This is a genomic window from Alkalibacillus flavidus, assembly GCF_040545925.1.
GTDB classification, from domain to species: domain Bacteria; phylum Bacillota; class Bacilli; order Bacillales; family Alkalibacillaceae; genus Alkalibacillus; species Alkalibacillus flavidus.
The window spans coordinates 159,454-171,835 of record NZ_JBEPMX010000001.1 but is presented as its reverse complement, the minus strand read 5'-3'; the positions used below and the strand labels follow the sequence as shown (position 1 = coordinate 171,835).

Genomic DNA, 12,382 nt, shown 5'->3' with positions numbered 1-12,382 from the left:
TCGAGCTCGGACCTTTATTGTTATTCAACTGAAAAAATGTAGGAATAAATCGGTTGTTCGCCTTTGTGTACTTCGACTTCGATTTCTTCGAAGTGTTGTTCAATGTATGCTTCCATTTGTTCGACTTCTTCGTCAGTACCTTCTTCACCTTGTAAAATCGTCACAATCTCGTCTTCTTCATCATCAATAAGATTATTTAATAGTTCATAAATCGCTTCGAGTTTGTCACGATTAACAGCACTAATTGTTCCATCGACAATACCCATGAAGTTTCCTTCTTCGATATTACGACCGTCGATCTGTGTATCACGCACCGCATACGTTAGCTGGCCTGTTTTCACATGTTGCATCGCTTCACGCATCGCATCCGCATTATCAGATAAACTAGCTTCTAAATTAAGAGCTAACATCGCTCCCATACCTTGTGGCACCGTTTTCGTTGGGACCACTTGCACATCGACATCGACTAAGTCGTTCACTTGTTCTGCGGCCATCACAATATTTTTATTATTTGGTAAAACCAACACTTGGTCAGCGTTCGCTTCTGTGACTGCCTCGACGATATCTTGCGTACTTGGATTCATCGTTTGACCGCCTTCAATAACGACAGAAGCACCAAGGCTTTCAAACATTTCTCTAATGCCACTTCCCATCCCGACTGTTACGACCGCAAGCGGTTGTTTAGGGGTCACTTCTTCCTCTTTCGACTGTTCACCGACAATCGACGTATGTTGTTCGCGCATGTTTTCAATTTTAATGTTGATTAAACTACCGTATTTTTGTCCTAGGCTCATCACGTCGCCTGGATATTCAGCGTGAATATGGACTTTCACAACTTCATCATCTGCTACAACAAGCAATGAGTCACCATGCTCACTTAATTCTTCACGATAAGCATCTTCATCAAATGGGTTTTGTTGTAATTTATCATCTTCAAATTTCACCATAAACTCGGTACAGTAACCGAACTCAATATCTTCAGTTTCCATGAAATCTTGGTGCATTTTATGATGTTCAGCACTCACCATCTCATCTAATGATGGTTGGCTTTGCGTTTGTGGTACGTCTTCTCCTTTTAGTGATGCTAAAAAACCTTCATAAACCGTTACTAAACCTTGTCCACCACTATCAACGACACCCACTTCTTTTAAGACAGGTAATAACTCAGGCGTTCGTTCGAGTGAAGATTTGGCTTCATCAAGTACTGCCGTAAAAAATTCCACAAAATCATCTGTCGTTTTAGCTACTTCTTGTGCATGGTTACCAGCGTCTTTTGCCACAGTTAATAACGTTCCTTCAACAGGCTTCATAACAGCTTTATACGCTGTTTCAACACCCGCTTGTAACGCATCAGCCAAGTCTGCTACCGTAACAGACTCCTTGTCTTGAATACTTTTCGAAAAGCCACGAAATAATTGAGATAAAATAACACCCGAATTACCGCGTGCTCCCATTAATAATCCTTTCGCAAGTGCATTCGCAACGTCACCTATATGATCAGAAGTTACCTTTTCAACTTCTGATGCACCAGATGTCATTGTTAAATTCATATTCGTACCCGTATCGCCATCTGGTACAGGGAATACGTTTAATGAATCAATCATTTGCGATTGGTTCGATAGATGATTCGCCCCTAATAACACCATGTGAGCGAATTGTTCACCTGTTAATGTATGTTTAGACACAACATTTCCTCCTTCATCCACAACAATCCTCTATGTCGTTACACGAACGCCATGAATATAAATATTGACTGATACAACATCCAAACCGAGCATACGCTTCAACGCATATTTCACTTGGTTTTGAACATTATGCGCGACTTCAGAAACCTTCGTTCCGTAGCCAACTATGATGTACATATCAATAGCTAATTCGTCATCGTCTTGACGTACAACGACACCTTTCGTAAAGTTTTCTTTGCCTAACATTTCCGATAAGCCGTCTTTTAACTGCTTTTTGGAAGCCATACCAACTATACCATAGCATTCCATTGCTGCGCCACCAGCAATTGTTGAGACGACTTCTTTCGTAATTGATACTTGTCCATATTGATTGTTAAATTCTATTGACATAACCATCCTCCTTGGTTGATGACGATAACTATCGTTATTTTACTATATTGTCAAACAGATTAAAAGGCATGACAACGTTTTCATAATGTGTCAAGGAAATAAACTTGATAAACTTTGATTCCATCGTTGAAATCAAAGAAACCATATGATAAAGTATAAAAGTGATTGATTCAGAAGTAGGAGGGATTTTAAATGGCTCGTAAATGTAAAGTTACTGGACGTAAAACGTCAACAGGTAACCACCGTTCACACGCGATGAATTCCAATAAACGTAAATGGAAATCAAACGTTCAAAAAGTACGTATCATGGTAGACGGTAAACCACAAAAAGTTTATGTATCAGCACGTGCTTTAAAATCTGGCAAAGTTCAGCGCGTATAATGCTAAACACAGAATAAAAACTCGCTTACAACTTAAATGTAAGCGAGTTTTTTTGTGTCCTATTCTTTTTTCACAACCCCGATCATCGACTTCACGATACCACCTAAAAATTTTGGCAATTTAATCGTATAAAACGTCATCTTCCCCCTCCTAGCTCAGCACGTTTCAAACAGCTTAACCATCACGGCTCTTTATCACTATTAATATGCCGTCAGTAAACAAATAAGTACCGATTTTTTCTTTCCATTCATTTGAAACGGTTAATGACGACCCGCTTTGAATCGTCTGGTCCTTTAATGGATACTTGAATCCTTCTAACGTCAAGCCTTTAACCGTTCGTGTTAACGCTAAAAATGAAACGTACGGAAAGGTATCATCTCGTTCTATATGATATGTGCCGGGTTGCTTTAAGGTGATTTCATTTTGCTTATTAACGAGCCATGCATCAATGTGATGGGGCATAAATGATTGCAACATGAACATGTTAACCCATTCATGATCGCGTCGTCCGCCTAAAGCGCCAAATACTAATACTTGGTCAGGATCAAGTGAAATCGCGAGTTTAATCGCTAACTCCAAATCGGTATCATCTTTATCTGATGGATACGTATGAACACTCGCGCATGCTTCATGAATCGCAGCCAATTCGTCATCATTAACGGAATCGAAATCGCCAATCGCATAATCAAATTGGTCGAACGATTGACTAAGCTTATAGGCACCTGAATCCACTCCGATCCACGTTGTGATATGAGGGTAATGGTGAAAAGATGGCATGTCGTCAACAGGTCCTCCTGCAACAATCGCAATGACACGCATATCACAGACCTCCTAAGATATTTCGATGCTTGAACGAATGGATTCAATCGCAGCTTGGCGATCTGACTGTTTAAAAATGGCACTACCAGCGACTAACACGTCTGCTCCCGCCTTAACACAGTCAGGTGCTGTTTCAGCTTTAACGCCGCCATCTACTTCGATTTCAAAATCAAATCCATAATCAGCTTTCAATTGAGCGAGCTCTTCAATTTTGCCTAATGTCGACGTGATAAACGATTGGCCACCAAAACCAGGGTTCACCGTCATGACTAAGACGAGGTCAACATCTTGTAAAATGGGCTCGACCGCTGATACAGGGGTCGCTGGATTAATAACGACTCCAGGTTTCACACCGTGTGCTTGAATTTGTTGAATCACACGATGCAAATGCGGACACGCTTCTTGATGAACAGAGATAATATCCGCTCCCGCTTCAGCGAACGCATCAATGTACTGTTCCGGGTTTTCAATCATTAAATGAACATCGAGCGGTCGGTCTGTCACGGGGCGAATCGCTTCAACAATCATCGGGCCAATCGTAATGTTCGGCACGAAATGACCATCCATCACGTCAACATGAATGTAATCACTTCCCGCTTCAACTGACTGAATATCTTCTTTTAATGTTGCAAAATTAGCAGATAAAATAGATGGAGCAATTTTTGTCATCGTTAATACCTCGGCTTTCTTTGGTTAATTTCATCGTAAAATTGTTGATAATGCGTATATCGAAATGGAGCAATGTCACCATCATCGACAGCCTGTTTCACCGCGCATTTCGGTTCATTAATATGGTAACACCCGCGGAATTTACAACCCTCTTCAAATGCCATTAAATCAGGAAAACAGTGACGTAGGTCTTCTAAAGCCAGTTCATCGAAATCAAGAGCACTAAAACCTGGCGTATCCGCTACTAATCCACCACCTAATTGATACAGCTCAACATGGCGAGTTGTATGCTTGCCACGCCCAAGACTTTGGGAAATATCATTTGTTTCAATGTTTAACGTGTCGTCTAATCGATTAAGTAACGTCGATTTTCCAACGCCAGATTGTCCTGCTATCACGGACGTTTTATCACGCAAATAAGGTTTAAGTTGTTCGGTTAAGTCTGCTGTTTCTTGCGACGTTTGAATCACGTCATAACCGATCGCTTCATAAACCGATCGATAATAATCGATTCTCTTCCTCGTCTCGTCATCAATTAAATCGTCTTTTGTTAACACAATTAAAGCATCGAGTTGTTTATGTTCAACTAAAACTAAAAAACGATCAAGAAGTAAAGGGTTAAATTCTGGTTCAATCATCGACGTCACAATAATCGCCTGGTCAACATTCGCAACAGGCGGTCTAATAAGTTCATGATCTCGAGGTAAAACGTCTGTAACCGTTCCTGTTTCGTCTTCTTCTAACGTGATGTCAACGTAATCTCCGACAAGTGGGGTGATTTTCTGCTTTCTAAACACACCTCGTCCTTTGCACCGGTAGATTTGATCCCCGACCATGACATCATAAAACCCACTTAATGCTTTCATTATTTTTCCTTGAACCATTTACTCACTCTCTTCTGAATCATATGGTATCGTTTCGTGATAAACTTGTTCACCTTCGCGTAAGACTAACACTTCAGCTGTCGTCTCCGGTTCGATTGTGACATCAACGGAATACGTCGTGTCTTCATAAATGACGTCATCTTCATAAATGTCATTGATATTATTGTTTTGATCATCAATATAAATCGCGACTTCTTGTCCTTCTGGTGATTGATTTGATGTATCTGTCTGATTATCGTTTTGGTTCGAATTATCATTTTGATTCGATTGATCATTACCTTGTGACTGGTCGTCTTGACTCGTATTCGGCTCTTGATAGTCAACGGTAAAAGAGACCGTTTCTGTTCTTGGCTGAGGTTCAGGCCCTTGCGAAACATACACTTTAATCTCATCACCTTGTTCGAGTTCACTTTCAGGGCGTGGCTCTTGGCGTGTAATTCGACCTTGTGCGAAATCACCTGAATGCTCTTCTTCTGTTAACAAGGTCAACGAATGTTCGCTCGCATAATCTTGTACTTCATCTAATGTCCAATTCGTGAATGATGGAATTTCAACCGATGGCGGTCCTTGACTAATATCGAAAATGACCCGAGTTTCTTCGGGGATAATGTCAGCACCTGGTTCAGGCTGTATCTGTTCGATAATCGTTCCTTCTGGTTGATCTGACGTTCTTTCATAGTAAATCACTTCTTGGTAGCCATTCGCCTCTAAATAACGACGCACCTCATCAAAATCATCGCCAACGTAATCAGGAAACTCAAGTTTTTCTTGACCTAAACTCGTATACAATGTCACAGTTGCCCCTTCTTTTACGGTCGAACCAGCATTAGGCGACGAACGAACGACAGATCCTTCCTCTATTTCTTCAGAAAAAACCGATTCACGCTCAACAACTAAGTCTAAATTGGACAACTCTGTTACAGCATCTTCGTAAGTAAAGCCTTCTACATCTGGTATCGTCACATCATCTGGCATGAACATTCCTGGTAAAACAAACAATGCAACCATAATTGCTGCAATCAGTAAAAAAACTGCTGTCGTTAACCAAGCTACCCATTTTTTCGACCGTTTTGGTGACGTTTGCGCTCCAGGTACAATCGTTTCGGATTGATCAGTATGGCTTTGAGCTGATGAATGACTACCTTCTTGTATGGCCGGGATGGCTTTGGTGTCTTCCCCTTCTTCTACAGGCGGAACATAACGTGCTTCATTAGCTCTTGAAGCGTCAAATACTGTCTCTAAACTTTGTCTTAATTCTCCCACTGTACTGAAGCGTTCTAAAGGGTTTTTCACCGTCGCTTTTAACACAACATTTTCTAAACTTTGTGGAATGTCTGGATTAAAACTTCTGACAAATGGCGGTTCTGTTTGCATATGTTTGAGCGCAATCGATACAGCAGATTCGCCTGAAAACGGTAATCGACCCGTCAACAATTCGTACAAAACAATACCAAGTGAATAAACATCAGACTTATTCGTTGCGAGTCCGCCGCGGGCCTGTTCTGGTGATAAATAATGAACAGACCCCATGACGTCATTCGTTTTCGTTAGAGACGTCGTACTTAATGCTCGAGCGATACCGAAATCCGTAATTTTTACATGTCCATGGCCATCGATCAAAATATTTTGTGGTTTAATATCACGGTGTACAATATCATTTTGATGAGCGTGTTCAACGGCGTCTGTTAATTGCAACATTATCTGAACCGATTCTTGCATCGGTATCATACCGTAGGCTTGGATATATTGCTTTAACGTCATCCCATCGACATATTCCATAATTATATAATGAATATCATCTTCTTGTCCGACATCATAGATGCTAACAATATGTTCGTTAGACAAGCTGATGGCTGCTTCTGCTTCACGGTTAAACCGTTCGATAAACTCAGGATTATCAGCATATTCCATCCGAAGTATTTTGATGGCTACATCGCGGTTCAACACTAAGTCTTGGCCTAAATAAACGTTCGCCATTCCACCGCCACCAATATAGCGGATAATCCGGTAACGATCATTTAAGACATTTCCTAAGACCATGTCGGATCACCTGCTTCATCCGGCGTTAATTCAACGACTATCGCTGTGATATTATCATCACCGCCACGTTCGTTCGCTTCATGAAGTAATTCGTCCACGCTTTGCTCGATTGTGTCATGCTTTAGCAACATATCAAGCAAGTCACGATCCGATACTTTATTCGTTAAACCATCCGTACACAATAAAACATAACCTGTTTCATGCCATTCATAATCCACCACATCCACGGCAATCGATTCTGATGTACCAAGCGCTCGTGTTAAAATATTTTTCTTCGGATGATACTCCGCTTCTTCTTGTGTGATTTGCCCTTGTAAGACGAGTTCATTAACGAAGGAATGGTCATACGTTTTTTGTTCAATGGTTTCATTTGTCACATGATATAAACGACTATCGCCTACATGCGCAACGACAACGGTTTGATTAACAAAAGCAGCAGCTACTAATGTCGTCCCCATTCCAGCTAACTCTTGGCGTTGTTGTGCGTAATCACGTAATGTATCATTCATAGTTTGAATAACGGTATCAAGCCAAACATCTAATTCGCGAATATCGTTGAAAGCTTCTGCTTCTTCCCAATAGGATTTCATTTCCTCTGTGGCCATTTGGCTTGCGACATCACCTGCTTGGTGACCCCCCATGCCATCTGCAACAACGGCTAACAGTTGCCCCCCACGGTTATAAAATAAGCCACCACTATCTTCATTCGTTTCGCGTATTTGACCCTTATCAGACTTATATACTGCTTGCATCGATGTCATGCACCTCACTTCACATCTAATCACTTACGGTATCGTAATCGTGTTATAAAAAATCCATCTGCCTGGAAATCATGCGGGAATATTTGTAACCCAACCGAACTCAAGCCAGATAATGTTTGACATTCAACAGGTAAATCCGAGAAGAAGGTTGGATCAACTTCTAAATCTGGATGACGCTCGAGTAAGGCGTGAATTTGTTGTTCATTTTCTTCCTGATCGACCGTACACGTACTATAAATTAAATGCCCTTCTTGTTTTAAAAGCGGCAAAACAGCGTCGAGTAATTGAGCTTGCACGTCCGCTAACTCTGAAATGTTTTGTTCAGACTTTTGATATTTAATATCCGGCTTGCTTCGTAAAACACCAAGCCCTGTACATGGCGCATCTAATAAAATACGGTCAAATGTCGCATCACTATGTAAGTTCTTAAGGTGACGGCTATCCGACGTATGAACAGCTACATTCGTTAACCCTAACGTTTCAGCCTTTTCTTGGACGAGTTTGATTTTATTGTGATGCAAATCGTAAGCGTAGATTGATCCTTCATTATTCATCTTTTCTGCAAGGTGTGTTGTTTTGCCACCAGGGGCACTACACGCGTCGAGAACAGTCATCTCACCAGTCGGTGCGACCATCTCTGAAACGAGCATGGACGTTTCATCCTGTATCGTTAAATAATCAGGGAATAACTGACTATGCAATACATTGCCTTTCGTCACAATCAACCCTTGCGGCGATAAACGAGACCGTTCCGTTTCAATGCCTTCTTCAATCAATGACTGCATCGCTTCATCTCGAGTCATTCGAAGTGGCTGGACCCTGACGGCGACTTGTTTCGATTGAATATTAGACTCACACATCGCTTGAGTCGTTTCAAAGCCATATTGATCGATCCAACGTCGAACAAGCCATGTTGGATGACTCGTTCGGACCGCTAATTGTTTGATCGGATCTTCAATATCGTCTATCGACGGAACGCCTTCGCGTTGTGCTTGTCTTAACACACCGTTTACGAATCCACTAATGCCTTTATGCCCTCTCGCTTTCGCAATCGTAACGGCTTCGTTTATCACAGCGTGGTCAGGCACTCGTGATAAATAGACCATTTGGTATAACGACATCCGCAGCAAAATCCGAACCCACTGGTCGAGTTTCTTTTTGCCTACAAATTGTTTAATGTAATAGTCGAGCGTCATTTGTCGTTGTAACGTCCCATATACGAGTTCGGTCAACAACCCTCGATCTTCTACTTTCAAATCGTGCTTGGCCATCGTTTGGTTAATTAAAATATGACTGAAACTACCATCTTGGCTCACACGTTCTAATATATTTAATCCAATTTCACGTACTGTTTTTACTGTTGACATATGATCATCCTAATTGGTCACCAACTTGGAAAAAGTCTGCCGATCCGCGTAAAAAATCGATAGTGTTCATACGCTTTTTACCAGCTGGTTGAATTTGCGTTAAACGAATTACCTTCTGATCGCCAGTCGCAATATCGATCCCTTGATTCACATCGACTTGGACAATCGTACCCGGTGCTAGCTCTGTTGATTGATTCACTTTCTCAGCCGCCCACACTTTGACCGTTTCGCCGTGGTAGGTCGTAAAAGCAACTGGCCATGGATTAAGACCGCGCACTTGATTGTAAACGGTCTCTTGTGGCTCCGACCAATCGATTCGTTCAATATCGCGCGTAATGTTCGGAGCGAACGTCGCTTTTTCATGCTGTTGCTCTTCTGGCTCAATGTCACCAGCAAACAAACGTGGTATCGTCTTAAGCAACAAATCGCGTCCGACGTCAGATAATCGGTCATGCAAATCACCAACTGTATCTTCTTCGTGAATCGTGACACGCTCTTGGGCCAACATCGCACCGGCATCCAGGGCTTTTACCATATACATGATGGTAATCCCTGTTTCACTATCCCCATTTAAGATCGAGTAATGAATAGGAGCTCCACCGCGCCATTTAGGTAATAATGAGGCATGGACATTGATGCAACCGTATTCAGGTGCATTTAATAATGGTTCGGGCAAAATTTGTCCGTATGCTGCTGTGACGATTAAGTCGGGTTCGTATTCTAAAATCGTTTCGTAGTCGTGTTTAATCTTCTCCGGCTGTAAAACGGGAATATCATACGTGGTTGCACATTCTTTGACAGGGGAAGGCGTCAGATGTTTTTTGCGCCCTTTTGGTCTGTCAGGTTGTGTCACAACAGCCACGACGTCATAATCGGATGCGATTAATTGTTCTAAAGCTGGAACGCTAAAATCAGGCGTCCCCATAAATACAATTCGTTTCGTCATAATAAACTCCTTCATCTATTCTTCGTTCGATTACATAAAATAATATGGCTCAAAATCGACAGTTAATTGTAAATCATCTTGGGTCATTTCTTTTTGAAATTGATTGAGAAGTTGGGACAATGCACTTTCCACATCGTCACGCTGTCTATATTTTATCATGCATTGGTAACGATAGCGATCTTTAATCCGTAACATAGGAGATGGTGAAGGTCCTAACAACTGCGCGTCATCCCCTAATTCTCTCGCTAATAACTCAGCGACACGTTTAGAAGCATCAACTGCCTTGACGTGATGGCTGTGCGATAAATTCACTAATACGAGATAATAATAAGGCGGATAACCAAATCGTTTTCTTACTTGCATCTCACGTAAGTAAAACGCTTGATAATCATAAGCCGCAGCCATTTCTACTGTGTAATGCTCAGGTGTGTACGTTTGGACCACAACTTCACCAGGTAATTCATGCCGTCCAGCTCGACCACTCACTTGCGTTAATAATTGAAACGATTTCTCAGCAGCACGAAAATCGGGTAAATGTAACATTGCATCCGCTGCAATGACACCAACGAGCGTGACGTTTTCAAAATCCAATCCTTTCGCGATCATCTGGGTTCCGAGCAAAATATCCGCTTCACCATCGGCAAACTGTTGCAACAACCGTTCGTGAGCTCCTTTACGACTCGTCGTATCGACATCCATCCGTATAATCCGAGCATTATCCATCTGTTCCCGCAACGCTTCTTCGACTTTTTGTGTCCCTGTTCCAAAGAAGCGAATCGCATCGCTTTCGCAATTCGGACAAACATCTGGCATCGGACGTTCTGCATTACAATAGTGGCATTTCAATCGATGCTGCGTCCGGTGATACGTCATCGATATATCACAATGCTCACATTGTACGGTCTCTCCGCATTCGCGACACATAACAAACGATGCGTAACCCCGGCGGTTCAACATCAGAACAACTTGTTCACCACGATTAATCCGCTCGCTCATTTTGTCCACTAAAGCATCAGAAAACATCGTCCGGTTCCCTTTTTCTAATTCTTTACGCATATCGACGATCTCCATGTCAGGGAGTGCTTGTTGATTAATACGCTCAGTTAACTCTAACAAACGGTAAACACCTTTTTGCGCCCTAGCATAGCTCTCCAACGTTGGTGTGGCGCTCCCTAACACGACTGGACACTGGTGATAATCGCCACGATATTTAGCGACTTCTCGGGCATGGTACTTCGGATAATCTTCTTGTTTATACGTCGTTTCATGTTCTTCGTCAATGATAATAATACCGAGACGGTCAAACGGTGCAAAAATCGCTGACCTTGCGCCGACCACAACTTTCACTTCACGGCGGTGAATTTTTCGCCATTCATCATATTTCTCGCCGGTCGACAACCCGCTGTGAAGAACCGCAACATCAGCACCAAAACGTGACTTAAAACGTGTCACCATTTGTGGCGTTAAAGCTATTTCAGGCACTAATACAATCGCTTCTTCCCCTTTAGCGAGTACTTTTTCAATCGATTGTAGATAAATTTCTGTCTTTCCACTTCCTGTGACACCATGGAGTAAAAAAACGTCATGCTTAGACTGTTCAATATTGTCCATAATGGGGTTGATCACGTTTTGCTGTTGTTCCGTTAACGGAAGTGATTGCGACGGTTGTTGTTCTGCTCCATGAGGGTCACGATAAATTTCGCGTTGGACTAATGAAATGAACCCTTTATCCTCTAATGCTTTAATTGGCCCTCTCGTGACATCTAATGTTTGTTGCAGTTGCTTCAACCGAACAGGCTCTTCTTGGTCGATTAACCACATTAGGGCTTGACGTTGCTGCTTCGCTTGTTTACTGATATCGTCTAACTTTTCTAACGTTTCAGGTTCACTTAACGCCAGTTTAACATATGTATCGGTCTTCACGCGGTTTTTCCCTTTTACGACATATTTTAACTCAATATCGCCCACTTCAATGTGTTTTGTAATTTGTGAGTCGGGAATTTGGGCATCTTGCAAATCTTGAAACGGGATGACTTCGCGTCCTTGTGTGACTCGTTGCCAATTGTCTGGTAAAGCGTCTTCCTCTGTTAATAGCCACACTTCCTTTTCGTATTTCGCCTTAAAGACGGCCGGTAACATGGCTTGTAAGGCAGAAATGCGAAAGCAGAGTGTTTCGTGTTGTAACCACTTAGATAATTTGAGTAATTCTGGTGTTAATATCGGTTCATAATCCATCACACGTTGAATCGGTTTTAATTTGTCGAAGTCACTATCATCTGTTAAATCGACGACAAACCCCATGATATGGCGAGGCCCAAATGGCACCACAACACGCACACCAGGCTTAACGACCGTTTTTAAATGGTCAGGAATATGATAATCAAATAATGCATCTGTTGCCGACACGGGTACATCTACGACGACTTTAGCGATGTCCACG

General features: G+C 42.0%; 12 protein-coding genes. 1 reads left to right on the top strand and 11 read right to left on the bottom strand.

Features of this window, described 5'->3' with window-relative positions:
* Window positions 1–20: 20 nt before the first annotated feature.
* Both ABID56_RS00870 and ABID56_RS00865 read right to left on the bottom strand, forming a co-directional pair.
* Window positions 21–1,685 (bottom strand): DAK2 domain-containing protein, encoded by a 1,665-nt coding sequence (locus ABID56_RS00870; protein WP_354218489.1) that lies wholly within the window; start codon window positions 1,683–1,685, stop codon window positions 21–23.
* A 30-nt stretch (window positions 1,686–1,715) separates the two neighbouring features.
* On the bottom strand, window positions 1,716–2,075 hold the full coding sequence (locus ABID56_RS00865; RefSeq protein WP_354218487.1) for an Asp23/Gls24 family envelope stress response protein: 360 nt from the start codon (window positions 2,073–2,075) through the stop codon (window positions 1,716–1,718).
* A gap of 192 nt (window positions 2,076–2,267) precedes the next feature.
* Here ABID56_RS00865 and rpmB point away from each other — a divergent pair, with 192 nt between their 5' ends.
* Window positions 2,268–2,456 carry a 50S ribosomal protein L28 gene (gene rpmB, locus ABID56_RS00860; protein WP_354218486.1) on the top strand — a complete coding sequence of 63 codons (189 nt, stop codon included), beginning with the start codon at window positions 2,268–2,270 and terminating at the stop codon, window positions 2,454–2,456.
* A gap of 59 nt (window positions 2,457–2,515) precedes the next feature.
* Here rpmB and spoVM read toward each other — a convergent pair whose 3' ends face one another.
* The 9 genes from spoVM to priA are packed head-to-tail and all read right to left on the bottom strand — an operon-like array spanning window position 2,516 to window position 12,381.
* A complete protein-coding gene (gene spoVM, locus ABID56_RS00855) occupies window positions 2,516–2,596 on the bottom strand; it encodes a stage V sporulation protein SpoVM (protein ID WP_354218980.1) in 81 nt (26 codons plus the stop codon).
* A 34-nt stretch (window positions 2,597–2,630) separates the two neighbouring features.
* The gene (locus ABID56_RS00850) at window positions 2,631–3,275 is read right to left on the bottom strand and encodes a thiamine diphosphokinase (RefSeq protein ID WP_354218484.1); all 645 of its coding nucleotides are present in this window, start codon (window positions 3,273–3,275) and stop codon (window positions 2,631–2,633) included.
* A 12-nt stretch (window positions 3,276–3,287) separates the two neighbouring features.
* Window positions 3,288–3,944 carry a ribulose-phosphate 3-epimerase gene (rpe, locus tag ABID56_RS00845; RefSeq protein ID WP_354218483.1) on the bottom strand — a complete coding sequence of 219 codons (657 nt, stop codon included), beginning with the start codon at window positions 3,942–3,944 and terminating at the stop codon, window positions 3,288–3,290.
* A 2-nt stretch (window positions 3,945–3,946) separates the two neighbouring features.
* Complete coding sequence (gene rsgA / locus ABID56_RS00840) at window positions 3,947–4,828, bottom strand: ribosome small subunit-dependent GTPase A (protein ID WP_354218481.1); 882 nt, start codon at window positions 4,826–4,828, stop codon at window positions 3,947–3,949.
* Window positions 4,829–6,868, bottom strand: coding sequence for a Stk1 family PASTA domain-containing Ser/Thr kinase (gene pknB / locus ABID56_RS00835; RefSeq protein ID WP_354218480.1), 2,040 nt, complete (start codon window positions 6,866–6,868; stop codon window positions 4,829–4,831).
* On the bottom strand, window positions 6,859–7,620 hold the full coding sequence (locus ABID56_RS00830; protein ID WP_354218479.1) for a Stp1/IreP family PP2C-type Ser/Thr phosphatase: 762 nt from the start codon (window positions 7,618–7,620) through the stop codon (window positions 6,859–6,861). Before ABID56_RS00830 ends, pknB begins: the two co-directional genes overlap by 10 nt.
* Before the next feature lie 29 nt (window positions 7,621–7,649).
* On the bottom strand, window positions 7,650–8,996 hold the full coding sequence (gene rsmB / locus ABID56_RS00825; protein WP_354218478.1) for a 16S rRNA (cytosine(967)-C(5))-methyltransferase RsmB: 1,347 nt from the start codon (window positions 8,994–8,996) through the stop codon (window positions 7,650–7,652).
* Between the two features lie 4 nt (window positions 8,997–9,000).
* A complete protein-coding gene (gene fmt / locus ABID56_RS00820; protein WP_354218477.1) occupies window positions 9,001–9,942 on the bottom strand; it encodes a methionyl-tRNA formyltransferase in 942 nt (313 codons plus the stop codon).
* Window positions 9,943–9,972: 30 nt separating this feature from the next.
* Window positions 9,973–12,381 (bottom strand): primosomal protein N', encoded by a 2,409-nt coding sequence (priA, locus tag ABID56_RS00815; RefSeq protein WP_354218475.1) that lies wholly within the window; start codon window positions 12,379–12,381, stop codon window positions 9,973–9,975.
* Window position 12,382: the final 1 nt, after the last annotated feature.

Excerpts from the sequence above, each read along its gene's own strand:
- ABID56_RS00865 (WP_354218487.1), bottom strand. The coding sequence starts at position 2,075 with ATGTCAATAGAATTTAACAATCAATATGGACAAGTATCAATTACGAAA.
- rpmB (WP_354218486.1), top strand. The coding sequence starts at position 2,268 with ATGGCTCGTAAATGTAAAGTTACTGGACGTAAAACGTCAACAGGTAAC.
- spoVM (WP_354218980.1), bottom strand. The coding sequence starts at position 2,596 with ATGACGTTTTATACGATTAAATTGCCAAAATTTTTAGGTGGTATCGTG.
- ABID56_RS00850 (WP_354218484.1), bottom strand. The coding sequence starts at position 3,275 with ATGCGTGTCATTGCGATTGTTGCAGGAGGACCTGTTGACGACATGCCA.
- rpe (WP_354218483.1), bottom strand. The coding sequence starts at position 3,944 with ATGACAAAAATTGCTCCATCTATTTTATCTGCTAATTTTGCAACATTA.
- rsgA (WP_354218481.1), bottom strand. The coding sequence starts at position 4,828 with ATGGTTCAAGGAAAAATAATGAAAGCATTAAGTGGGTTTTATGATGTC.
- pknB (WP_354218480.1), bottom strand. The coding sequence starts at position 6,868 with ATGGTCTTAGGAAATGTCTTAAATGATCGTTACCGGATTATCCGCTAT.
- ABID56_RS00830 (WP_354218479.1), bottom strand. The coding sequence starts at position 7,620 with ATGCAAGCAGTATATAAGTCTGATAAGGGTCAAATACGCGAAACGAAT.
- rsmB (WP_354218478.1), bottom strand. The coding sequence starts at position 8,996 with ATGTCAACAGTAAAAACAGTACGTGAAATTGGATTAAATATATTAGAA.
- fmt (WP_354218477.1), bottom strand. The coding sequence starts at position 9,942 with ATGACGAAACGAATTGTATTTATGGGGACGCCTGATTTTAGCGTTCCA.